Source organism: Methylomonas fluvii (assembly GCF_014850975.1).
GTDB lineage: Bacteria > Pseudomonadota > Gammaproteobacteria > Methylococcales > Methylomonadaceae > Methylomonas > Methylomonas fluvii.
In genome coordinates this window covers 1530607-1554933 of the sequence record NZ_JACXST010000001.1, presented here as the reverse complement: position 1 = coordinate 1554933, position 24327 = coordinate 1530607, and the positions used below count along the sequence as shown (strand labels likewise).

24 protein-coding genes are annotated in these 24327 nt (G+C 52.4%); 14 read left to right on the top strand and 10 right to left on the bottom strand.

The window, feature by feature from the left end; translation table 11 throughout:
* Window positions 1-66 precede the first annotated feature (66 nt).
* The 8 genes from EBB_RS07425 to EBB_RS07390 all read left to right on the top strand — a co-directional run bounded on the left by EBB_RS07425 (window position 67) and on the right by EBB_RS07390 (window position 7172).
* Window positions 67-675, top strand: a complete 609-nt coding sequence (locus EBB_RS07425) for a glutathione S-transferase N-terminal domain-containing protein (RefSeq protein WP_223146811.1) — start codon at window positions 67-69, stop codon at window positions 673-675.
* Window positions 672-1055: a ClpXP protease specificity-enhancing factor gene (locus EBB_RS07420; protein ID WP_192393124.1), complete on the top strand. Its 384-nt coding sequence runs from the start codon at window positions 672-674 to the stop codon at window positions 1053-1055. The genes EBB_RS07425 and EBB_RS07420 overlap by 4 nt, the downstream gene beginning before the upstream one ends.
* A 192-nt stretch (window positions 1056-1247) precedes the next feature.
* Entirely contained in the window at window positions 1248-1625 is a 378-nt protein-coding gene (locus EBB_RS07415) for a 4a-hydroxytetrahydrobiopterin dehydratase (protein WP_192393123.1), read from the top strand.
* 10 nt (window positions 1626-1635) lie between these two features.
* Window positions 1636-2895, top strand: coding sequence for a formylmethanofuran dehydrogenase subunit B (locus tag EBB_RS07410; protein ID WP_192393122.1), 1260 nt, complete (start codon window positions 1636-1638; stop codon window positions 2893-2895).
* Between the two features lie 10 nt (window positions 2896-2905).
* Window positions 2906-4570 (top strand): formylmethanofuran dehydrogenase subunit A, encoded by a 1665-nt coding sequence (locus EBB_RS07405; protein ID WP_192393121.1) that lies wholly within the window; start codon window positions 2906-2908, stop codon window positions 4568-4570.
* The gene (gene fhcD, locus EBB_RS07400) at window positions 4567-5463 is read left to right on the top strand and encodes a formylmethanofuran--tetrahydromethanopterin N-formyltransferase (RefSeq protein ID WP_192393120.1); all 897 of its coding nucleotides are present in this window, start codon (window positions 4567-4569) and stop codon (window positions 5461-5463) included. Before EBB_RS07405 ends, fhcD begins: the two co-directional genes overlap by 4 nt.
* A complete protein-coding gene (locus EBB_RS07395; protein ID WP_192393119.1) occupies window positions 5460-6275 on the top strand; it encodes a formylmethanofuran dehydrogenase subunit C in 816 nt (271 codons plus the stop codon). The genes fhcD and EBB_RS07395 overlap by 4 nt, the downstream gene beginning before the upstream one ends.
* A 27-nt stretch (window positions 6276-6302) precedes the next feature.
* Window positions 6303-7172 carry a radical SAM protein gene (locus tag EBB_RS07390; protein ID WP_225587265.1) on the top strand — a complete coding sequence of 290 codons (870 nt, stop codon included), beginning with the start codon at window positions 6303-6305 and terminating at the stop codon, window positions 7170-7172.
* On the opposite strand, the gene EBB_RS07385 is transcribed toward EBB_RS07390, so the two are convergent.
* From EBB_RS07385 to EBB_RS07375, 3 genes are all read right to left on the bottom strand, one after another.
* Window positions 7169-7423 (bottom strand): hypothetical protein, encoded by a 255-nt coding sequence (locus EBB_RS07385; RefSeq protein ID WP_171697552.1) that lies wholly within the window; start codon window positions 7421-7423, stop codon window positions 7169-7171. The two genes, EBB_RS07390 and EBB_RS07385, sit on opposite strands and share 4 nt — an antisense overlap.
* A 112-nt stretch (window positions 7424-7535) precedes the next feature.
* Window positions 7536-8459 (bottom strand): Aq_1264-related membrane protein, encoded by a 924-nt coding sequence (locus EBB_RS07380; RefSeq protein WP_192393118.1) that lies wholly within the window; start codon window positions 8457-8459, stop codon window positions 7536-7538.
* Window positions 8460-8594: 135 nt separating this feature from the next.
* Window positions 8595-8798, bottom strand: a complete 204-nt coding sequence (locus EBB_RS07375; RefSeq protein WP_020483379.1) for a cold-shock protein — start codon at window positions 8796-8798, stop codon at window positions 8595-8597.
* A 292-nt stretch (window positions 8799-9090) separates the two neighbouring features.
* Here EBB_RS07375 and clpB point away from each other — a divergent pair, with 292 nt between their 5' ends.
* Together clpB and EBB_RS07365 are read left to right on the top strand one after the other, a co-directional pair.
* Window positions 9091-11664, top strand: a complete 2574-nt coding sequence (gene clpB, locus EBB_RS07370; RefSeq protein WP_192393117.1) for an ATP-dependent chaperone ClpB — start codon at window positions 9091-9093, stop codon at window positions 11662-11664.
* 354 nt (window positions 11665-12018) lie between these two features.
* Window positions 12019-12915, top strand: a complete 897-nt coding sequence (locus EBB_RS07365; RefSeq protein WP_192393116.1) for a choice-of-anchor A family protein — start codon at window positions 12019-12021, stop codon at window positions 12913-12915.
* Between the two features lie 107 nt (window positions 12916-13022).
* Here EBB_RS07365 and EBB_RS07360 read toward each other — a convergent pair whose 3' ends face one another.
* The 3 genes from EBB_RS07360 to rpsT all read right to left on the bottom strand — a co-directional run bounded on the left by EBB_RS07360 (window position 13023) and on the right by rpsT (window position 15045).
* Window positions 13023-13421, bottom strand: coding sequence for an ankyrin repeat domain-containing protein (locus tag EBB_RS07360; RefSeq protein WP_192393115.1), 399 nt, complete (start codon window positions 13419-13421; stop codon window positions 13023-13025).
* Between the two features lie 114 nt (window positions 13422-13535).
* Window positions 13536-14552, bottom strand: coding sequence for a Gfo/Idh/MocA family protein (locus EBB_RS07355; protein WP_192393114.1), 1017 nt, complete (start codon window positions 14550-14552; stop codon window positions 13536-13538).
* A 229-nt stretch (window positions 14553-14781) separates the two neighbouring features.
* A complete protein-coding gene (gene rpsT, locus EBB_RS07350) occupies window positions 14782-15045 on the bottom strand; it encodes a 30S ribosomal protein S20 (protein WP_020483383.1) in 264 nt (87 codons plus the stop codon).
* Window positions 15046-15147: 102 nt separating this feature from the next.
* On the opposite strand from rpsT, the gene murJ reads away from it, so the two are divergent.
* From murJ to EBB_RS07330, 4 genes are all read left to right on the top strand, one after another.
* Window positions 15148-16695, top strand: coding sequence for a murein biosynthesis integral membrane protein MurJ (gene murJ, locus EBB_RS07345; protein ID WP_192393113.1), 1548 nt, complete (start codon window positions 15148-15150; stop codon window positions 16693-16695).
* Between the two features lie 85 nt (window positions 16696-16780).
* Window positions 16781-17608, top strand: coding sequence for a pyrroline-5-carboxylate reductase (gene proC / locus EBB_RS07340; RefSeq protein WP_192393112.1), 828 nt, complete (start codon window positions 16781-16783; stop codon window positions 17606-17608).
* The gene (locus EBB_RS07335) at window positions 17608-18183 is read left to right on the top strand and encodes a YggT family protein (RefSeq protein WP_192393111.1); all 576 of its coding nucleotides are present in this window, start codon (window positions 17608-17610) and stop codon (window positions 18181-18183) included. Before proC ends, EBB_RS07335 begins: the two co-directional genes overlap by 1 nt.
* Window positions 18184-18202: 19 nt before the next feature.
* Window positions 18203-19207, top strand: a complete 1005-nt coding sequence (locus EBB_RS07330; RefSeq protein WP_225587264.1) for a DUF4124 domain-containing protein — start codon at window positions 18203-18205, stop codon at window positions 19205-19207.
* Here EBB_RS07330 and argB read toward each other — a convergent pair.
* Genes argB through coaBC form a run of 4 tightly spaced genes read right to left on the bottom strand, consistent with a single transcriptional unit; the run spans window position 19190 to window position 24287 of the window.
* Window positions 19190-20083: an acetylglutamate kinase gene (argB, locus tag EBB_RS07325; RefSeq protein ID WP_192393110.1), complete on the bottom strand. Its 894-nt coding sequence runs from the start codon at window positions 20081-20083 to the stop codon at window positions 19190-19192. The genes EBB_RS07330 and argB overlap by 18 nt on opposite strands.
* A 12-nt stretch (window positions 20084-20095) precedes the next feature.
* Window positions 20096-22633 carry a phosphomannomutase/phosphoglucomutase gene (locus EBB_RS07320; RefSeq protein ID WP_192393109.1) on the bottom strand — a complete coding sequence of 846 codons (2538 nt, stop codon included), beginning with the start codon at window positions 22631-22633 and terminating at the stop codon, window positions 20096-20098.
* Window positions 22634-22648: 15 nt separating this feature from the next.
* Window positions 22649-23104: a dUTP diphosphatase gene (dut, locus tag EBB_RS07315; RefSeq protein WP_192393108.1), complete on the bottom strand. Its 456-nt coding sequence runs from the start codon at window positions 23102-23104 to the stop codon at window positions 22649-22651.
* Complete coding sequence (gene coaBC, locus EBB_RS07310) at window positions 23076-24287, bottom strand: bifunctional phosphopantothenoylcysteine decarboxylase/phosphopantothenate--cysteine ligase CoaBC (protein ID WP_192393107.1); 1212 nt, start codon at window positions 24285-24287, stop codon at window positions 23076-23078. The genes dut and coaBC overlap by 29 nt, the downstream gene beginning before the upstream one ends.
* Between the last annotated feature and the right edge of the window lie 40 nt (window positions 24288-24327).

The following is a 24327-nucleotide window of genomic DNA, read 5'->3' as shown; positions in this document are numbered from 1 at the left end:
CCGGTTTAAATCCTGTTACTCAAAGAGGTTCACTTCGTGGCAAACATCACCAGCCGAAAATCCGCAATGACTCTTTTTTCATCGCCAGCCTGCATAATGAGCCACTGCGCTAGGCTAGTTGTTTACGAAAAAGGCGTGCCTGCGGAAGTTGAGTTTTTCGACCCGAATGACCCACCGGAAGATCTGCTGGAACTGAACCCCAACGGTAATGCCCCGACTTTCGTAGAACGCGACTTAGTGCTGTACGACGCCCGCATCATCATGGAATATCTGGATGAACGCTTCCCTCACCCCGCCTTGCATCAAATGGACCCGGTCTCCCGCGCCAACGCCCGGATGCTGATAAAACGCATCGACCAGGAGTGGTATCCGCTACTGGATGACGTTCTGGTCAACGGTGACAAAAAAGCCGCCAAAGCAAAAAAGCAGCTCCGCGAAAGTTTGATGGCTGCCGCGCCGGTATTTGAAGCCTCGCCATATTTTATGAGCGAGGAGTATTCTCTGATCGATTGTGCGATGGCGCCATTCTTGTGGCGACTACCAAGCATCGGCATTGATATTGCCGGCCTAGGCAAAGGCATCACTGCCTACGCCAACCGACTTTTCTCCAGACGGGCTTTTCAAGAAAGCCTGAGCCGCGAAGAAAAAGACATGATGCAAGCCCCAAGCAAATGACCCCACTTAAACCCTATCTGATTCGCTCCATCTACGAATGGATCGTCGACAACAGCCTGACCCCCCATCTGTTAGTCAATGCCGACTACCCTGGCGTAACGCTGCCGGGCGACTTCGTGGAGGACGGTCGAATCGTGCTGAATATGCGCCCGGAAGCCATTCAAGGCTTGGTGCTGGGCAATGAAGAAATCCAATTCAACGCCCGATTTTCCGGCAAACCCATGCGCATTATCACGCCGTGCAAAGCGGTGTTGGCCATCTATGCCAAGGAGAACGGCAAGGGTATGATTTTCGACCCGGAAGAGAATGAGGACGAAGCCCCGCCGACACCGACAGAACCCAAACCTCCGCAAAAACCGCAATTAAGAGTGGTTAAATAGCAAACGCATGCCGAGATGAATGCCTCTGCGCCGAGGCATTCCCTCAACCCGCCTAAGCAAGCCTGTTAAAAAAAGCCCCCTCCAGTTGCCGACAATTGGCGCTGAAATCCAGCCAAACACCTGTACACCGTAAAGACACCGACTAAACTGTGCGATAGAATGCCGAGTCACTTCAATCCCGGGGGATAAACGATGTCGCACGATACCGCCAAGGTCTATAGCGAGACCGAAATCGCCGAGCGTTTAACGCAGGAATTGCCGCACTGGTATTACGAGAATGGCTGGATCCGCCGTAAAATCAAGACCAGCGGTTGGAAAGCGACTTTAATGGTGGTCAACACGGTCGGCCACTTGGCGGAAAAAGCCTGGCACCACCCGGATTTAACTGTTTCCTATGCATTCGTGATCGTCAAGCTAGTCACGCATTCGGCAAAAGGCATCACTGATAAAGATTTTCTACTAGCCAAAAAAATTGAAGACGTGTTGCTGTGGGATGCAGCGGAAACCTCCGCAGGCATCCTGGAAGGCACGCCCGACGATCCACGATTCAAATATATTAAAAAAGATTGAGGACTTTTCCATGACTGAAATAACCGAGGTACCCAGCCCGTTTTGCGGCATTGGTACCGACGACCTGAGCATACAGGTGGACGGCACAACCTTGAAAGTGACCGCAAACGGTTGCTCGGTTAATACACCGGCATTCGAACAGGCTATAGCGGACACCTCGCCGCGCATTGCCGGGCAGGCAGCAAGTTTGGAAGCGGCGGCCACTAAAGCAGCGGAATTGTTACGAAACACCCATCAGCCTGTGATAGGCGGCTGCGCGACCGATGTTAACGGCATGCGCGCCCTGCTGGCTTTAGCCGACAAGAGCGGCGCAGTGGTCGATAACATGAATTTTAATAACGCACGCCGCAATTTACTGGCTTTGCAGGACTCCGGCTGGATGAATACCACATTAGCCGAACTGAAAAACCGTTGCGATTTATTACTGGTAGTCGGCACCGATCTGGAAGCCTTTGCCCCGCGCTTTTTCGAGAAGTATTTGTGGAATGAGGAAGCCATGTTCCTCGACAGCACTGCCAACCGGGAAATTATTTATCTGGGTAAAGCACCGTCAGGAAACGCTTCAACTTCTCCGACCGGCCAAAAAGCCCGCGTACTACCTTGTGCTGATGCCGACTTACCGGATGTGACTGCCGCCTTGTCGGCCCTGGTTAAAGGCCACTTGCTACACGTACAAAGCGTCGCCGGCATTGCCATTAGCGAACTACAGCTTATCGCCGACAAACTGAAGGCCGCACACTACGGCGTCATTCTCTGGGGCGCGGCGGCATTGGCATTCGATCAAGCCGAGCTGACCGTGCAAACGCTGTGTAATATCGTTAAAGACCTGAACCAATTAGGCACCCGCTGTTCCGGTTTTCCGTTGGGCGGCAAGGAAGGTGACCAAACCGCCAACCAAGTCTGCGGCTGGACCACCGGCTACCCGGCGCGCGTCAATTTTGCCCGTGGTTACCCCGAGTACGATCCCTACCTCTACGACACGCAAGCGCTGCTAAATAGCCGCGAAGCCGATGTTTTGGTCTGGGTTCAGGCGTTTAACAGCAGCGCACAGCCCCCAAAAACCGACTTACCGACCATCGTCATCGGTCGCTCCGGCATGAAATTTGAGAAAGAACCGGATGTGTTTATTCCCGTTGGCACGCCCGGCATCGACCACTCCGGCCATGCCTACCGCCTGGATAACGTGGTGGCGATCCGGCTGAAAAAATTGCGCGACTCCGGCCTGCCCAGTACCGCCGAAGTCCTGACCGCTATCGAACAAGCACTTTAGGATCAAACACATGCTGATAAAACTTACAGGTGGAACCGTTTACGATCCGGCCAGCGGCATCGACGGACAACAGCAAGACATTTACGTGCAGGACGGCCGCATTATCGATGTGCCAAAAGACGGCAGACCGGTTGATAAAGAATACGATTTGCGCGGCAAAGTGGTCATGTCCGGCGCGATCGACATGCACACCCATATCGGCGGCGGCAAAGGCAATATCGCCCGCACCCTGTTGCCGGAAGACCATCGCCAGGACCCGGTGCACCGCACATCGATTACCCGTTCCGGTAACGGTCACGCGATGCCCAGTACTTATGTAGCAGGCTACCGCTACGCAGAAATGGGCTACACCGCCTGCTTCGAACCGGCGGTTTTGCCGATCAACGCTCGCCAAGCACATATGGAAATGGGCGATACGCCGATTGTGGACAAAGGCGGCTACGTGATGCTAGGCAGCGACGATTTTCTACTGCGCATGATGACCGCCAACAAAGATCAAAAAGCCATCAATGATTACGTGGCCTGGACGCTGAATGCCGCCAAAGGCATCGGCATCAAGGTGGTCAATGCCGGCGGCATCAATGCGTTCAAATTCAACCAGCGCAAGCTGGATCTGGACGAGAAAAACAGCCATTACGATGTCACGCCCCGTCAAATCTTGCAAACCTTAGCTAAAGCGGTGCAAGAACTCGGCATCACTCATCCTTTACATGTGCATGGCTGCAACTTGGGTGTACCGGGCAATCTGGAAACCACCTTAAATACCATCAAAGGTATTGACGGTTTGCCAATGCACTTGACGCATATTCAGTTCCATAGCTACGGTAAAGAAGGCGATTTCAAATTCTCCTCTGGCGCCGCGCAAATCGCCGAGGCGATCAACAGTAATCCAAATATCACCGCCGACGTCGGTCAAATCCTGTTCGGCCAAACCGTCACCGCCTCCGGCGACAACATGCGCCAGCACGCCAACCATCGCTTCGCCAGCCCCAATAAATGGGTATGCATGGATATCGAATGCGACGCCGGCTGCGGCGTGGTGCCGTTCAAATACAAGGATCAGAACTTCGTCAACGCCTTGCAATGGGCCATCGGTCTGGAAATTTTCCTGCTGGTCGAAGACCCCTGGCGTATCTTCCTGACCACCGACCACCCCAACGGCGCGCCTTTCACCAGCTATCCGCATTTGATCCGCTTGCTGATGGACCGGAGCTTCCGTAACGACATGCTGGCGACCATCCATCCAGAAGCACAGAAAATGACCACGCTGGCCTCGATCGAGCGCGAATACACGCTAAACGAAATCGCCATCATGACCCGCGCCGGCGCCGCCCGCATCATCGGCTTGAAAGACCGCGGCGCTTTGAGTGCCGGCAATTTCGCCGACATCACTGTCTACACCGAAAACCCGGACCGTCAGACCATGTTCACCAAACCGGATTATGTATTCAAGGACGGCGAACTGGTCGTCAAAGACGGCGAAGTGGTGAAAGTCACCTGGGGCACCACCCACATCGTCAAACCGGACTACGATTTATCCATCGAAAAAGACCTCAAACCTTATTTCGACAAATACCTGACCATGAAACTCGGCAACTTTAAAATCAGCGACGACGAAATTAGCGAAGACGGGCGCGGCAGTTTGACGGCACATCCGTTGCGAGGTGCAGCATGATTATTAATGGCGTAACCATAGACAAAACCTTTGCGGAAGCCTTTCCGATGAAGGCAACGCGGGCTATCATCACCGCTCAGAATGAAAAATGGGCGATGATTTCCGCTCAGGCCATGACCGGCTTCGCGACCTCTGTAATTGCTTGCGGTTGCGAGGCGGGTATCGAACGGGTGTTGAGCCCGAACGAAACGCCCGACGGACGCCCCGGTGTCGCCATCATGATTTACGCGATGGGCGGCAAGGGCCTAGCCAAGCAATTGGAAACCCGCGCCGGCCAATGCGTGCTGACGTCGCCGACTTCGGCATTGTTCGCCGGCATAGAAGGCGGCAAGCCGATTCCATTGGGCAAAAACCTGCGTTACTTCGGTGACGGTTTCCAAATAGCCAAAAAGATCGGCGGCAAGCGCTACTGGCGCGTACCAGTGATGGACGGCGAGTTTCTCACCGAAGCAACCACCGGCATGGTGGACGCAGTTGGCGGCGGCAATTTCTTGGTATTGGCAGAATCACAACCACAAGCTTTGGCAGCCTGCGAGGCTGCGATTGAAGAAATGCGCAAAATCCCCAATGTGATTATGCCCTTCCCCGGCGGCGTGGTGCGCTCGGGCTCCAAAGTGGGCTCAAAATATGCCTCATTGGGCGCGTCAACAAACGATGCTTTTTGCCCGACTTTAAAAGGAGTGACCAAAACCGATTTGTCGCCGGAAATCGAATCGGTGATGGAAATCGTCATCGACGGTTTAAGCAAAGAAGACATCGACAAGGCCATGCGCGTGGGTATTCAAGCCGTTTGCGATCTAGGTGCCGCTAATGGCATCAAGCGCATCAGCGCCGGCAATTACGGCGGCAAGCTGGGCCCGTTCCACTTTCATTTACAGGAGATCATGGCATGAGCGCGTTAACCTTTACCCTAAAGGAACAGCAACCGGCACAACGCGTCGATATGTCGCCACTGGTTTGCCAAAAACTGCAAGGTTTGGACGTCGACGCCATTTCTGCGATTATCCTGCAAACCGGCAAGAGTCGTCTGCGCGTAGACGACTTGTTCTACATTACCGGTAAGAACACCCAAGAAATCATCGTTGCCGGCAGTATTAACAAGTTGGACTTCATCGGCAAAGAACTGGACGGCGGCAGCATCAGCGTGCAAGGTGATGCCGGGGCGTATCTGGGCATGCAAATGAAATCAGGCAGTATCACCGTTAGCGGCGATACCGGTATATACGCCGCCTGCGAAATGAAAAACGGCCTGATCCAGATCGACGGCGATGCCGGCGATTTTCTGGGTGGCGCATTGCCCGGCAACAAGCAAGGCATGAAGGGCGGCACGGTACTGGTAAAAGGCAATGTCGGCCAGCGGGCCGGCGACCACATGCGCCGTGGCCAAATTTTGATTGAGGGCAGTGCCGGCGATTATTGCGGATCAAGAATGCTGGCCGGTACTATTGCGGTGATGGGCAGCACTGGCCGATATTTAGGCTATGCGATGCGGCGCGGTACTCTATTGTTGTGGAATCAACCGCAACTGTCTGCCACATTTAACGATTGTGGCTCGCATACACTGGCTTTTTTGCCGATACTATTCGCCTCTTTCAAATCCTTCGACTCCCGTTTTGCAGACAGCGGCGCAGCGTTTAACCGCGTACAACGCTACGGTGGCGACATGGCTGAAACCGGACGCGGCGAAGTATTGGTTCGCATCTAATCTACTACCGCGCAAATTGGCTACGATTTGCGCGATGCTTCTCAAGTGAAACCGATACTCACCACCACAAATCACAACCGTGACATTGCCGGCCTGAAATATGTTTATCCGGTCATCTCCCGTCGAGCAGGCGGCTTGTCGATAGGCATCAATTTCAACCCCAACAACGCCTGCAACTGGCGTTGCATCTATTGCCAAGTACCGGAATTACAGCGCGGCAATGCGCCGGAAATGGATTTTGCCTTACTGGAGCAGGAACTGCGCTTTTTTCTAGATTACGTGCAACACGGTGATTTTTTCGAGCAATTTAACGTCGAAATGGACCAACGCGTTATCAAAGATATCGCCATTTCCGGCAACGGGGAACCGACCAGCCTGATAGATTTCGATAAAGCCGTGCGCTTGATAAGCGAGATCGCCACGGAAGCAGGCGTATTTCCAGTCAGCAAATTTGTATTGATTAGCAATGGCAGCTTGATACACCACTCAACAGTACAAGCAGGCTTGGCGGAATTGGGCCGATGTCATGGCGAACTCTGGTTCAAGCTGGACAGTGCGACCGAACAGGGCCGCAAACTGATCAACAGCACTGGCCAAAGTCAGCAAAAATTATTGGAACGTCTAGAAATTGCCACCAGCCTTTGCCCAACCAAACTACAAACCTGCATGTTGCATTATCGGCAAGCGTGGTCTGACGGCGAAAAACAGGCCTATTTAGCGCTTTTGCAGCAATTACGGGTTGGCAAGATTAAACTGCAAGAAATTATGCTTTACAGCGTGGCCAGGCAATCGTTCCAAATGGAAGCGGACGAGCTAGAGAGAATGAGTGTTGAAGAAATGAATGCGTTTGCCGCTGACATCAAAGCGCTGGGCTATGATGTCAGCGTTAGCCATTAGGCCGTCACGTCGAGAAGAGATCCGAGCGTTTTTTCATGAACCTTGATCATTTTGGCACCAGCCGAGGTTTCCAACTCAGCTTCTTTCAAGCTCAGCACCGGCTTAAATAAGTCAGCCGAACCAACATCTTTTGAGCCGCCGACTTCCTGAGCTTGTACCGGCAAATTTGCAATCGTTTGCGCGGCGGTACTGGCTTTTTGCTGAGCATTACTGATCAGACTGGTTGCGCTATTCATTACATTGCTAATCATGGTACACCTCCTGCAAATCGAGTTTGCATCATACCGCTCCGATTATCGGCTTGCCAAGCGCGGAACTTTAACTTCTCAACAGTGTTTTGTATACCCAGTCACATTTACGTAACTATTTGTCTTTCTTAACAATTTTTACGTAGAGATCTTTCAGATATGGCAGGCCTTGGCTCTGAAATTTCGACCAACCGTAAACACCGGCTTGCTTCAATAACTCAGCTAATTTTTTCGCCGCCGCTTCTCCGCCAACCTGCTTAAATTTGGCTTCTACGATGGTGCTCCACTGCACTCTGGGCTGACCGTCAGCATCCAGAAATACCCTGTCAAACAACCACATTTCAGCGACGGATACCGTCCACATAAACGCAAACGATACAGCCATACCACCGCCCGCCACAATCACCAGCCAGGCGAACATCGGGTCCAGCTTCGTCAACCACCACGACAAAATATCCACCAGCAAAAACATATAGGGCATACCGATCGCGATACATTTGTACTTGATGGTACTGGTTTCCGAAAAACTGAAAATCAAGCCGACAAACATGAATATAAAGCTGATGCCGAACAAGTGAATATGCGAAACCCGCGTCAGCGAACTAAACGTGGCCCCCTCGTCTTCCTTGGTCAACTCTTCTATCACCTTAAAATCGCTCAGATCAGGAATCGAAGCCTCTTTGTTGTGGCACATCACGCAACGTTCCTGAATGATTTTTTCAATACCGTCGTCGACAAAATCATCCTTGTCGGCACCGTCGCGTACCCATTGGATAATGGCGAACCGTTCCTGTTCGGATGCATTCTCCTTCATGGAACCGTTCAGCTTGGTTTCCAGCACGGTTCCCGAACGATTGCCGTAATAACTGTAAACAATGTCGTCTATCGACAAGCCAAACTTGCCGTCAGCCATACCGTGCGTAAACAGAATTTGGATCAAGGCCATTAGATAGCCGACCGCTACGGTAGTCAAATAGCCGGTAAACAGCACTTTGACAGGGGTATCCATTTGTTTTAATGAAGAAAATTCGCGTGCCATGGTCAGTTACGCCGAAAAGGAAGGGAGGCTGCATTATAGCTTGGTTATATTGCCGTCAACCGAAAATTCCATATTGTTGCGGGCATAAAAAAGGCCCTTGCGAGCAAGAGCCTTTCTACCCGTAACCGTTAACGCTTATCTGGGCAGGACGTTCGCGGCAGTCAAACCTTTAGGACCGGATTCGATATCGAACTGAACCGATTGGCCTGGAGACAGAGTTTTAAACCCTTCGCCCTTAATCACGGAATGATGCACAAAAACATCTTCCTTGCCTTCGGAAGGCTCGATAAATCCAAACCCTTTGGTGTTGTTGAACCACTTTACAGTGCCTGTTGCCATTTCTAAAACTCCTACAAAATAAAACTAATGGTTACGCAGACCGACAATATTGACAACCGGACCTGCTGATTAGCAATGGCCATAATCCCTCAACATCTGTTATCTGAGCGGCGACATTGTACTTTGAAACATTTATCAAGGCTACCAACGATCTCCATCTCAACCCACCAATCAACAGCAATAATTTCACCCGTAAAATAGTGGAATTATCCGTCAGTCCTTGCTTGAAAAGCGCTAAGTAGCGCCCCATCTCTGCGGCAACACAATTTATATTCCAAATGAGGTACGCAGCATGCGAATGGATAAACTAACCAGTAAATTTCAACAAGCGCTCAGCGACGCGCAAAGTATGGCATTGGGCAAGGACCACCAATTCATCGAGCCGGCGCATGTCATGCTAGCCCTGATCGACCAGGAAGGCGGCAGTATTAAGCCATTACTGATGCAGGTTGGCATTCAGGTCAGCGCGCTGCGCACCGAACTCAGCAAGGAAATCGACCGCCTGGCCAGCGTTTCCGGGGCCGACGGGGACGTACAAATTTCCAATGAACTATCGCGAATGCTAAATCTGACCGACAAACTGGCACAGAAACGTAAAGACGCGTTCATTTCCAGCGAATTGTTTTTGCTGGCAGCCCTAGAATCCAGTAGCTCCTTGCAAAAGATCCTAAAACAGGCCGGCGTTACCGTATCGGCAGTCGAAAGTGCCATCGAAAATATGCGTGGCGGCCAGAACGTCAACGACGCCAATGCCGAAGACCAACGCCAAGCCTTGAAAAAATACACCATCAACCTGACCGAACGCGCGGAACAAGGCAAACTCGACCCGGTGATCGGTCGTGACGACGAAATCCGCCGCACCATACAAGTCCTGCAACGCCGCACCAAAAACAATCCGGTATTAATCGGCGAGCCCGGCGTCGGTAAAACGGCAATCGTCGAAGGCCTGGCGCAACGCATCGTCAACGGCGAAGTACCCGAAGGTATCAAGGGCAAACAGTTACTATCTTTGGATATGGCGGCGTTGATTGCCGGCGCTAAATTCCGCGGCGAGTTCGAAGAACGCTTGAAAGCCGTGCTGAACGACGTTGCCAAACAGGAAGGCCAAATCATCCTGTTTATCGACGAGTTGCACACCATGGTCGGCGCCGGCAAGGCCGAAGGCGCGATGGACGCCGGTAATATGCTGAAGCCGGCGCTGGCCCGCGGCGAACTGCATTGCGTCGGCGCCACAACGCTGGACGAATACCGGCAATACATCGAAAAAGACGCGGCGTTGGAGCGCCGATTTCAAAAAGTGTTGGTCGATGAACCCAGCGTTGAAGACACCATCGCTATCTTGCGCGGCTTAAAAGAACGGTACGAAATTCATCACCGCGTCGAAATCACCGATCCAGCTATTGTATCGGCAGCGATGCTGTCGCACCGCTACATTTCCGACCGCCAACTGCCGGACAAAGCCATCGACTTGATTGACGAAGCCGCCAGCCGAATCCGCATGGAAATGGATTCCAAGCCCGAGGCTATGGATAAACTCAGCCGCCGTTTGATACAGCTGAAAATTGAGCGCGAGGCGATGAAAAACGAAACCGACGCGGCCTCGAAAAAACGCCTGGAAATACTGCAAGTGGAAATCGCCGATCTGGAGAAAGAATATTCAGACCTGGACGAAATATGGAAGGCCGAAAAAGCCGCGCTGCAAGGCACTGCCAGCATAAAAGAAAATCTGGAGCACGCCCGCCTGGAATTGGAAGCGGCCCGTCGCAGCCAAGACTATGCGCGCATGTCGGAACTGCAATACGGCGAAATTCCCAAGCTGGAAAAAGAGCTGGATCTGGCATCGCAGGTGGAAATGCAAGAAACCACTTTGCTGCGTAGCAGAGTCACCGAGGAGGAAATCGCCGAAGTGGTTTCCAAATGGACCGGTATCCCAGTGTCGAAAATGATGGAGGGCGAGCGCGAGAAATTGCTACGCATGGAAGAAGAGCTGGGCAAACGGGTGATCGGCCAAACCGAGGCCTTAAAATCCGTCAGCAACGCCATCCGCCGCTCCCGCGCCGGACTGTCCGATCCGAACCGCCCCAACGGCTCCTTCCTGTTCCTCGGCCCGACCGGTGTTGGTAAAACCGAATTATGCAAAGCTTTGGCCGAATTCATGTTCGACACCGAGGAAGCGATGGTGCGCATCGACATGTCGGAGTTCATGGAGAAACATTCGGTGGCCCGCTTGATCGGCGCACCTCCCGGCTATGTCGGTTATGAAGAAGGTGGCTATCTGACCGAAGCGGTGCGCCGGAAACCCTACTCGGTCATCCTACTCGATGAAATCGAGAAAGCGCATAATGATGTCTTTAACGTATTGCTGCAGGTATTGGACGACGGCCGCTTGACCGACGGCCAGGGACGGACTGTGGACTTTAAAAACACCGTGGTGGTAATGACGTCGAACCTGGGCTCCAGCGTGATCCAAGAACTGGCGGGCGAAAACAACTATGTCGAAATGAAAGATGCGGTGATGGAGATTGTAGCTCAGCATTTCCGGCCGGAATTCATCAACCGGGTAGACGAAGCCGTGGTATTCCATCCACTAGGCCAAGGTCAGATTCGGGCGATCTGCAAAATTCAGATCGAGTTGTTGCGCCGTCGTCTGCAGGAAAAAGACATTGGCCTGGAAGTCAGCGAAACGGTGCTGGATTTACTTGGCGAAGCTGGTTTTGACCCGGTATATGGCGCTCGGCCATTGAAACGGGCGATACAACGGCAATTGGAAAACCCGCTAGCCAATCAGATTCTGTCAGGACGCTTTATTCCAGGAGATGTAATTAAAATCGATGTCGCAAACGACGGATTGACATTTAGCCAATAAAATCGGCTTCGAATAAGCTGCCGGGTTAGCAGTTTGCTACCCCGGCAAGCCGCCTGTACCAACGGCCATATCGCCCGGAATTCAAATCACATAAAATGGACACCGGAAGTGCATGGTGTATCGCCGCAATCCGGGAAACCTACTGCTAACGACTCGTCTTTTAATGTAGGTCTCGAATCGGCAAAAGCCAACTTCCCCGGCCGATCAACGGCGTGGTCAAGTATTTGTCGTCACGCTCTTATTTGGACCGTCGGTTTTGCTTACGACATTTCCGCATGGGAACAGATATTGTCGACACATTATCAATTAAGGCATCCCGCCATAATACATATTCAAGGTTAAAGGAAAATGCGTTTGTCACACACTATAGCGACTACCAGTTTATTATTTGCTGCCGCCATCTCTCCAGCCCATGCAGCCTTGTTAGGGCCGGCCAGCGACTACAATGTTTTCGTATTCGGCAACTTCATCAGCTCAAATTCCGATACCGAAGGCAACTTGGCTGCCGGCGGCAATATTACATTAGCCAACTATTCCGTGGCCTCGCAAATCAGTGGCAACGCAGCCCGTTTGGTCGTAAACGGCACACTAACCGCCAGCAACGGCGGCGTAGGTAACGGTCAGAATGGTAGCATCTATGCTGGCGGCACTCTGCTAAGCAGTTTTACCGCCAATGGCGGCGTCTTCGCGCAAACATTGGTGGACTTTTCCGGTGCGCAAACCCAATATCAAAACATCTCGAACGCCTGGAACGCTTTGACCGCCAACGGCAGTGTCGGCAACAATTACGGCACGCTGAATCTGACCGGCAACAGTAGCGAACTCAACGTGTTCGACATAGACGGCGCAGAACTGACCGCGAGCAATACGATCAACATCAGCGCTCCCAGCAACTCCACTGTGTTGATCAATGTCGGCGGCACCGGCCAGATATTTCAAAACGGCCAAGTCAATCTTAACGGCATCGACGCCACACACGTCATCTACAATTTCTATGACGCAACGTCGCTAACGTTAGCGGGCAGCAAGAACCCTCAGGGCTCGATTCTAGCGCCCTGGGCCAACGTATTCGGCGGTTACGGGCAATTGAACGGCCAATTGGTTGCTCAGTCGTTTAACGGCAATATCGAATTCCATAACCAGTTGTTCGCCAGCAATATTGCCGCAGTGCCCGTACCAGCGGCGATTTGGTTGTTCGGCTCAGCCTTAGGTATTTTGGGAATCAACGGCCGAAAAAAACTCGCTCGTTAAGTCTCCGCGTGACTCCCTCAAGCTATTTCGAGGGAGTCGCGCCCATCCTTTCTCGTCGAAAAATCTTGTCATCCCCGCTAATCGCTCAATCTGTGCGCACGCGATCGCTATTCCTTGGCCCCCGCCTGCACCAGCATATTTACAATTTCCCAATGGCCCCGGGTTCTAGCGAACTGTAACGCATTTGCCGTCGGCTTGGCGCCATTCGCCAATAGCAGTTCCACCATTTCCGTCCGCCCTCTACCGGCCGCCAACCCCAAAGCGGCGCTACCGCCAGCGTTTATATCCATTCCCGCATCCAGAAATAATTGCACCGCCGCCATATCGCCCACTCCAGCGTAGGCCGCGAATTGCTGTTCCGTGTATTCAACACCCATTTGCTGCAAATCTTTCCGGGCTTGTACCGCGTCAACGGCGCATGCAGAACCCACTTGAAGAACACTCAGCATCACGACTATGCGCAAGGCATCGCGCCGAACAATTTTGGATAAGATTTTATCGTTCATCGACAAGCTCCTGATACCACAAACTCATATGAATTAAACGGGAACGAGGCCCAAAGACATGGCCTTTTTGCAGCGCTTGACAGCACTCACTCAGACCTCCTTGCCTTGTTGCCATTAAATTTCAACGACCCGACCTTCCGCCGCCGATTGCAATGCGGCCACTATCGTTCTGCAATTATCCCGGGCATCGTCTAGGGACAACTGCGGCCCCTTACCACTCAGCACGCAATTGCTGAAATGTTCAATCTCCAGACGGAAGTGATTGGAAGCCGGGAAACGCTCTTCGGACTGGCGACCGTCCTCGGTCCACCAAGAAATCACCGGCACATCGCCGGGCAATTGCCAAACCACATGACATTTGATACCCCCTTGGGTACCGATGATTTCGTATTCGCAACGCCGAGCCCGTTCGAAGCTGAAATCGAAATGGGCGAATTTGCCGTCCTCAAAATCCAGCACGCCGCTAGTAGCGATGTCGGCGCCGCTTTCCACGTATTTAGACAACGCAGTCACCCGGCAAGGGGATTGCTGAAAAAACATGCGTAGCGAATGAATTGCATAGCAGCCGATATCCCACATCGCGCCACCGCCGTGCGAAACATCGTCGGCTAAACGATACATCCGAGCCGGACGCATCATGAACGAATAGCTGGCACGTACCGATCGAATTTCGCCTATCAGTCCGGAACCGATCAACTCCAATACTCGGGCATGTTGCGGATGGAAACGATACATAAAGCCTTCCATCACGGTCACCCCGTAACGGCGAGCCGCTGTTTCTATCGCATCAATATCGGCAACCGTCAGCGCCATCGGTTTTTCGCACAGCACATGCTTGCGATGTTCGATGGCACGTAAAGTCCATTCAGCGTGTTCATGATTCGCCATTGGCAAATAAATGGCTTGTACGTCATCGTCGTTGAGCAGAGAATCCAAATTGTCGTAACTCTGTATCTCAGGATGGCAGGGGGCATATTTAGCCAACGTTTGTGCCGCAGCCCCTGGACGGCGGCTGGCGATACCAATCAGTTCGGCATTGGATGCTTCGACTATCGCCGGCAATAAGCGTTCGTTGATGCGGGCCGCGCCGAGAATTCCCCAACGCAGTTTGGCTTGGTCTTGGTTATTCATGACAGTACCTTAGACTGATGAGCTGAAAGCTATCAGATTAGCAGCATGTCCACGCGCCGCAAGCAACTTATTCCAAATAAGTTGTTTGAAAGCTAACAACCTTTGATTATCGGAAAGATTAGGAACCAGAGCATCTGGTATCTGCGCGAGATAAAACCGCCGCGCATAAAAAAGGCCCAAGCAACATCGGTTGCATAGGCCTTGCTGATCTATCGACTTTGCGTCGAGATCAAGCCATCGCGCGCAATCTGTCGTTAAGTCTGCTTTTGCTGCGAGCGGCTTTGTTTTTGTGGATCAGGCCTTTGTTAACGGCCGAATCAATTACAGGAACAGCGGTTTTAAACGCGGCTTGAGCTTGCTCTTTATCGCCTGCTCTAACAGCGGCGATCACTTTTTTAACGAAAGTGCGTAAGTTGCTGCGCTGTCCGGCATTGCGAATACGGCTTTTCTCAGCCTGACGCGCTCTTTTTCTAGCTTGTGGTGAATTAGCCATAGTCTATCAGTTCTTTTGAGTTAATCTGGAACCGCGTATTATCATTTTGGATGCTATGATTGTCAAATTTTTAGTGTTTCCAAACTCAATCTGAGGCCTGCAGTGAGCAAGCAGCTGTTTAAATCCACCGCAATCGTTAGCAGTATGACCATGATTTCACGGATCATGGGTTTTGTAAGAGACATGCTATTTGCCAACATTTTCGGGGTTAACGCGGCAACCGATGCGTTTTTTGTGGCCTTCAGGATTCCGAACTTTCTACGCCGATTATTCATGGAAGGCGCGTTCGCTCAAGCTTTTGTGCCAATCTTATCTGATTATAACGAAAAAGGCAGCCGCGAGGCATTGCAGCAGTTTATCGACCGCACCGCCGGCACTTTGGCAGTCTTGTTGATGTTATTCACAGTGGCGGGCGTCATTGCAGCACCATTGCTGATCCTGTTTTTTGCGCCCGGCTTTCTTTGGGAAGGCGGCCAGTACGAACTGGCTGTGCAAATGCTGCGCATCACCTTCCCGTATCTGTTCTTCGTTACGTTGGTTGCCTTCGCCGGTGCGATTTTGAACGCACGCGGCAAATTCGCCATTCCGGCCCTGACTCCGGTATTTCTGAATATTTGCATGATAGGCGCTGCAATCTGGATTTCGCCGTTAATGGCCAAACCCATTATGGCTTTAGCGTGGGGCGTATTTGGCGCCGGCGTAGTGCAATTGCTGTTTCAAATCCCTGCGCTGATAAGGCTCGGCTTGCTGCCCAGGCCGCGCTGGGGCTACCAAGACCCAGCGGTGCAACGCATGCTCAAACAGATCCTCCCCGCCATTTTTGGGGTCTCCGTGGTCCAAGTCAATTTGCTGTTCGGCACTTTGGTAGCCTCATTTTTAACTTCAGGCAGCGTTTCTTGGCTGTACTACTCCGATAGACTGGTGGAGTTTCCGCTCGGGATTTTGGGTGTGGCGCTGGCAACAGTCATTTTGCCGAGATTATCCGAGAACCATGCCGCTGAGGATACCCAGGCCTTTTCCAAAGCGCTGGATTGGGGCTTAAAATTGGTGTTACTGATCGGCCTGCCCGCAACCCTGGGTTTGACACTGCTGGCAGAGCCCTTGTTATCGACGCTGTTTCAATATAATGAATTCGACAGCGACGATGTGCGGATGGCCGGTAAAAGCCTGATGGCTTATGCTCTAGGCTTATTGGCATTTATGTTGATCAAGATCTTGGTTCCAGGCTTCACCTCGCGCCAGGACACGCAAACGCCGATGCGTTTTGGTATGCATTCCATCGTCGCGAATATCATATTGAGTGTGCTGCTGGCATTTCCTTTCGCGCATATCGGCATCGCCCTGGCAACCACCCTGTCTGCTTACCTAAACGCGCTGCTGCTATTGTTGACGTTGTTAAAAACCCGCATTTACCAGCCTTGCGAGAAATGGCTAATATTCATCCTGCGGGTTGTAGTGGCCAACGCAATCATGTCGGCTTTTTTATATTATTTTGTCGACGTGACACTTTGGCTGAATTGGAACGCGTCACAACGAGGCTTGCACCTGGGAATGGCAATCGGCTTGGCAATCTTGATTTACAGTTCGGCGCTGATATTGTTGGGTCTCCGCCCCCGGCATATTGGCTTGCAAAAATCTGTAACGACTTGAGATTCTCTGCGGTGCCACCATTGTCATGTAGAATGCACCGCGAACAGCGGTTTCCGTAACGATTCAACAGACTAATCAGTAAGCTATGAAAACAAAAACAATCGGTTTTATTGGTGGCGGCAACATGGCAACCAGTCTAATCAGCGGTTTGATTGCCAGCGGCCATTCACCGCAGCAAATCTGGGTGTCGGATACCGCACCCGCAACTTTGCAGGCTCACACCGATCAACTTCATGTGAATACTACCGCCAACAACGAGACAGTCATTAACGAAGTCGAAGTGGTGGTGCTGGCAGTTAAACCGCAAATATTGCGCGATGTTGCTTTGCAAATCGCCCCCAGCCTGAAACAAAAAAATGTGCTGGTAGTATCGATTGCCGCCGGCATTTCCCAACAAAGCCTGTCTAAATGGCTAGGCAGCGAGGTCGCTATCGTGCGCTGCATGCCCAATACGCCGGCACTGGTGCAAACCGGTGCAACAGCATTGCACGCCAACGCCAATGTCGATGACGAACAAAAAGATTTGGCCGAAAATATTTTACGCGCTGTCGGTTTGGCACTGTGGGTAAACGACGAAAACCAACTTGACGCGGTGACTGCCGTCTCCGGCAGCGGACCGGCTTATTTCTTCCTGCTGATGGAAGCGATGGAAAAAGCCGCCCTGGAATTGGGCCTGGACGAACGCTCCGCTAGATTGCTGATTCAACAAACCGCGCTCGGTGCCGCCAAAATTGCGCTGGAATCGGCCGAATCACCCGCTCAATTACGTGCCAGAGTTACCTCGCCGGGCGGCACCACTCAACAAGCCATAGAAACATTTGTGCAAAACGGTTTTGTCGAACTGGTTGCCAAAGCCTTGCATGCCGCCAATGACCGTTCGATTGAAATGTCAAAACAACTGGGAGCCGACTAATGGGCAGCAATTACATGACCGACCCGATAGTATTCCTGATCGACACGCTGTTTTCTTTGTATATTTTAGCTGTGGCATTGCGCTTCTTGCTGCAATGGACCCAGGCCGATTTTTACAACCCGGTGTCGCAATTTCTGGTGAAAATCACCCATCCGCCGTTGCGGATTTTGCGCCGTTTTATTCCTGCCATCGGCCGCATCGATAGCTCTTCCCTGTTATTGGCCTTGTTGCTGCAAATAGTCGCTAACTTTTCGATACTGGCTATTAAAGGCTTATCCGTGAGTTTTGTGGCATTGACACTATTGTCGTTTACCGACTTGCTGAAAATGCTGATCGATATTTTCGTTTACGCCATTTTTGCCGGCGCCATCCTCAGTTGGTTCGCACCCGGCAGTTACGGCTCCGCTTCATCGATTTTGTACAGTTTGACTGATCCGCTGCTGAACGTATGCCGCAAAGTGCTGCCCGACCTCGGCGGAATCGACTTATCGCCACTGGTGGCGCTGGTATTGTTGCAACTGGCAAAAATGATGCTGTTGCCGCCCTTGCATCAATTGGTCAGCCTACTGGGCTAGGCCTCTAGCCAATATTGCCATGCGACATGCCCCCTTCAAACGAACCTCATTTGTCGCTCTAGCCTTGCTATGTGCATTGGGTCAGCCGGCATATGCAAAAAAAATGTATCGTTGGGTGGATGAAAACGGTAACGTCTATTTCTCCGACCAAGTGCCGCCGGATCAGGTAAAGCATAAACGGGAAACATTAAGCGAGAAAGCCCGCGTGCTCGACGTACTGGAAAAAGCCAAAACCGCCGAGCAAATTGCCCAACAAAAGCGGCTGGATGCACTACGTAAGGAACAGGAAAAAATCATTGCCAGGCAAAACGCCAACGACAAAGTGCTGCTGAGCACATTTCGTAGCATCGATGATATGAATAAAGCCCTGACCAATAAAATGGCGTCCTTCGATGCCGGGCAAAAAGTTATTGAAGGTAATATCGAACGCATTCAACAGCAATTGCAGCAGCAACAGCAACAAGCCGCCAATCTTGAGCGCGGCGGCAACAAGATACCGCCGAAATTACTGGCGGATATCGCCGCCAGCAAACAGCAGATAGAAGCGAGCAAACAAGAGCTTTTGCGTCACCAACAAGACAGACAAAGCAGCGAAAAAGAATTCAAAGCCGACATAGCCCGCTTTCAATTCCTCACCCAAGCCAACAACAACGATGGACAACCGGTCAACGGCGACAGTTTAGCGGCCAGTAATGCCAGCAACGAGCTAGGCCTGTTTGTTTGCCAAGACGCCGAGCAATGCGAAAAAGCCTGGAAAATCGCCGGCGAGTTTGTCGCGACTCACTCCACCACCGGCCAAGACGTGGAAAGCGACAAACTGATCATGCGCGCGGCGCCACAGAAAGACGACGATTTAAGCTTGTCGGTATCGCTGCTGGAGCGTAACAACACTTTGCAGATATTTCTGGACATCCGTTGCCGGCAATCCAGTATCGGCAACGAATTATGTTCAGGCGCCAAGGCTCAGAGCATTCGCCAAGCCTTTGCCCCTTTTATTCAATCCAGCTTAGCGGCGCAACAATAAGGTACCGACGCCCTGGTCGGTGAACAACTCCAGCAATACCGCGTGCTCGACTCGCCCGTCGATGATATGCACACTGGTCACGCCGCCTTTCAACGCATCAGTGCCGCAGCGGGTTTTCGGAATCATCCCCCCGGAAATCGTGCCGTCGGCAATCAGATTATCAATATCGGTTAAAGTCAGGCCAGTCAGCAAATTGCCCTGTCTGTCCATAATGCCGGGGATGTTGGTCAACAACATCAGCTTTTCGGCTTTTAACACTTCAGCAACCTTGCCAGCCACCAAATCCGCATTGATGTTGTAGGAGTGCCCGTCCTTACCCACGCCAATCGGCGCGATCACCGGAATAAAGTCGCTGTTACCCAACATTTCCACCACTGCGGGATCGATACTGCTGACTTCGCCGACGTGGCCCAGATCAATGATTTCCGGTGCATCGTCCAGCTTCGCGCCAGCCTTGGTCATATTGATTTTGCGGGCATGGATGAAATTGCCGTCTTTACCGGTCAGACCTACCGCCTTACCGCCCTGCATATTGATCATATTCACGATCTCTTTGTTTACCAGACCGCCCAGCACCATTTCCACCACATCCATGGTTTCGCTGTCGGTCACACGCATGCCGTCGATAAACTCGGAGGTTTTACCCAGGCGTTTTAACAAGTCGCCAATTTGCGGCCCACCGCCGTGCACGACGATAGGATTGATGCCAACCAGTTTCATCAACACGATGTCGCGGGCGAAGCTGTGTTTCAACGCTTCATCGACCATCGCGTTGCCGCCGAATTTAATCACAACGGTTTTACCCTTGAATTTTTGAATATACGGCAAGGCTTCGATAAGAACGTGGGCAATCTGGTGCGCGGTTTTGTCTTTCATGATCACTAACAATTAAAAAGGTAGTTTGATATCGGGTTTGATTTGCAGCATCAGCTGCCTGAATTGAGCTTGAATACGTTGCATCGCATCCTGGCTATCCGCCTCGAAACGTAAGGTTAGCACCGGCGTGGTGTTGGAAGCCCTGACCAAGCCCCAGCCGTCGGCAAATTCGACGCGCATGCCGTCGATATTGATGATCTTGCCGTCTTTAAACTTGGCCTGGCTGAATAGCTGTTCCACGAAGCGGACACCTTCGCCTTCAGCCAGAGGCACATGCAGCTCCGGTGTATTGATGCTATCCGGCAGTTCGGCAAATACGTCGCTACTGCTGCGCATATCGCCGGACAAAATTTCAATCAAGCGTGCCGCCGCGTATAAGGCGTCGTCGAAACCAAACCAACGGTCGTTAAAGAAAATATGCCCACTCATCTCGCCGGCCAGCGCCGCTGTGGTTTCCTTGAGCTTGGCTTTCATCAGCGAATGACCACTTTTCCACATCAACGGCCGTCCGCCACGTTTGACGATTTGATCGTGCAAATGCCGGGAGCACTTCACGTCGTAAATAATTTCCGCTCCCGGTTTATTGGCCAATACATCGCGGGCATACAGCATCATTTGCCGATCCGGCCAAATAATTTTGCCGCCGGAATCGACCACGCCGATTCGGTCGCCATCACCGTCGAAGGCGACGCCTATATCAGCCTCGTAATGCTGTACGGCCTTGATCAGATCGGCCAGATTTTCCGGCTTGCTGGGGTCGGGATGATGATTGGGAAAATTACCGTCAATCTCGCAATACAACTCGATCACGTCGCAACCCATGGTTCGCAACAGAATCGGAGCCAGTTGTCCGGCCGCGCCGTTGCCGCAATCGACAGCCACTTTCATAGGCCTGATCAAATGCACATCGTCGGAAATCATACCGATATATTCGTTGCTGAATAGGCTATTCAGCTCGATGGAACCCGGCGTGCCTTCGCTAAAATCGCCGGCCTCAATGCGTTTTTTCAGTTGTTGAATCTTGTCGCCGGATAAAGTTTCGCCGTTCAAAACCAGTTTAAGGCCGTTATAGTCAGCCGGGTTGTGGCTACCGGTGATCATCACACCACTACGGCCTTCACTATGCTGGGTGACAAAATACAGCAACGGCGTCGGCACCAGGCCAATGTTCAATACATCGCAACCTGCTTCGGTAATGCCTTTTGCCAAGGCATCCGCCAAGCCCGGACTGGATAGCCGACCGTCCCTGCCCATCACAATAGTCTTGATATTCAGTTGCCTGGCCTCGCTACCCAAAGCTCGGCCGATATTGCGCACCGTTTCCGGCGTCAAACCGCGTCCGACAATACCGCGAATATCATAAGTACGGAATATATCGGCAAAAGACTCGCCTACCGTCGGCGCAACACTTGGCATCGCCACGGGTGCCGATTTCTCAGCGGGAGTAGCCGCACTAAGCGGCGCCTGCTCGGCCATGCTGATAGGCGCCGTGCCCAAGCTGACCGGCACACTGGCATAGTGTTCGGCGGTTTTAGGCGACTCTTCGATAAAATCGATGTCGAACGACTCGTCGAAAAAGTCGTATTCACCCAATTCGTCAGGAACTTTACTCGGGCTTTTTTCTTGCTCCAGGATGCGTTTAAACTGCGCCAAAGTCGAAATAATCGGCCGCATTTCATCGAGTTGCACCGGATAGTGACCAACCTGCTTGCCGGTCATCATGTCCTTGGCGGCCTTTAAAATACTGCTTTGATCGTGGTGCAGATAATCGGCCAATTTACGGTAACCGACAAAAAACGCCAAACAACCCAATAAAGCGGGGATCAAAATAATGCAGGAAAATAAAATGACGTCGCCGGCACTAGTGCCGCCGCCTATCGACAGCTCCAACGACCACCGGCTGTTAGTCAGCGGCATCACTTGCGGCTCCTCCGCCTTCAATTCCGGCATGCCGACACTGGCCAATACGGCCTGCTCTTGCTTGATCTCCACATAGCCGTTGCCGACGGTAGTCTTGGTAATCAGCTGTTGCAACAAATCCGGCTTCAAACTCACCAAAATCACGCCAACCACCTGTTGGTTTTGACTCACCGTAGCCGTCATCGCCAAATGCCGATGCTCGCCCTCGCCTTGCACGAACGGCTTTTGCTTGGCAGTCAGCGTGGCGCGCACCATCTCAAGATCGGCAAAACCCATATTCGGTACTTGGCTAAGATCCGGCTCACTGACCGTTGCCGGCAACAAGCGCACACGCAACGTTTGTGGAATCGTATTTTGTAGTCTGGCAGCGACATTATCCAAGGCCGCTGGATTGTGGCTATCGTTGGCAAGCACCGCCACCACATCCGGCGCTTGCGCCAAACCGTCGATAACTCGCTGCAAGGTCTCGATCTGGCTGACGATGCTGACTGTCATGCCGCTGGCAATGGCTGTGGTGCTAGTTTGCTGGGTTTCCCTAACCTGGGCCGCCGAAAACCAATAGGCACCTCCGCCGGCCAATAACACCATCAGCGCCGCGATGCCGGCTACTATGCTAAATATGCGTCCCATCCGTCGCGACTCCGCTTAGTGCCGGCCGCTGTGTCCAAAACCGCCGCTACCGCGATGGCTTTCGTCGAACTCGGCCACACACTCAAACTCGGCCTGTACCACCGGCACAAACACCATTTGCGCAATGCGCTCGCCTATCTCGACGGTAAATGCGCTATTGCCGCGATTCCAGCAGGAGATAAACACCTGCCCCTGGTAATCAGAGTCGATCAAACCCACCAAATTACCCAGCACGATGCCGTGCTTATGCCCCAATCCCGAACGCGGCAACAATACCGCCGCCAAATGCGGATCGTCGATATGAATAGCCAGACCGGTGGGTATCAAGGCCGTTTCGCCTGGCTGCAAGGTCAAGGCTTGATCCAGACAGGCGCGCAAATCCAGTCCTGCCGAACCTTGTGTGGCGTAGGCTGGCAAAGCAATCTCCCGGCCCAGACGCGGATCAAGAACTTTTAACTGGATTTTTTTCATGCAATTTCTCGGCTATCAGTTTAAGCAGCTGTGCGGCTAAGGTATGTTTATCGGTCATCGGCAGGATTTGTTGACCTCCCGGCCAAAATACTTGCAAGGCGTTGCGATCACTCTCGAAACCGCCTTCAGCCTGTCCGACCCAATTCGCGGCGATCAGGTCCAGGTTTTTGCTTTGCAGCTTGTGTTTGGCGTAATTTTCCAGATCGTCGGTTTCGGCGGCAAATCCCACGACCAAGGGTTTTGCTTGCAAACCGGCCACCGCGGCAATGATGTCCGGATTTTTTACCAAGGCTATAGTGCTGGTATCGCCAGCCTTTTTTATTTTGCCATCAGCCAGCTGTTGCGGCCGGTAATCCGCTACCGCCGCCGCGCCGATGTAAATATCCGCAACCTGAGTATGCATCATCACTGCATCATACATTTGCAAAGCCGTTTCCACTGCAATAAGTTTGGCGCCGGCCGGCACGGCTAAGTTGACCGGACCACTGACCAGTGTCACATTGGCGCCGGCTGATAGGGCTGCGCTCGCCAAGGCATAACCCATTTTGCCGGAGCTGCGGTTAGTGATATAGCGCACCGGATCAAGTGGCTCACGCGTCGGTCCGGCACTGATGACTACATTAATTCCTGACAGAAAGCCGGGCTTCTCAGGCGCCAGCACTTGCCGACAAATTTCAGGCGGTTCGACCATGCGACCCAAGCCTTGCTCGCCGCAAGCCTGCTCGCCAGCCGCCGGGCCGATGCATTGCACACCATGGCTTTGCAGCCTGGCAATGTTCTCTTGGGTTACCGGTTTACCCCACATTGCCTGGTTCATCGCCGGCGCGACCCATACTGGGCACTCGGCCGCAAGGTACAAGGTAGATAGCAAATCATCCGCCAAACCATGCGCCATTTTCGCCAAGGTATCGGCGGTCGCCGGCGCAATCAGCAATAGGTCGGCCCAGCGTGCCAAATGGATGTGGCTCATGGCCTGTTCCCGTTCGACATCTAGCAAATCGCTATGCACGGCATGACCGCTCAAGGCCTGAAAGGTCAGGGGTGTGACAAACTGGCGGGCGGCGGCAGTCATCACCACGCGAACTTCATGGCCTTGCTTACGCAACAAGCGCACCAGCTCCGCCGCTTTATAAGCCGCTATACCGCCGCAAACCCCCAACAAAATTCGCTTGTTAATGTTCATGCCCCAAAAAGATCAGTTCTTGGAATTATGGCAAACTCGA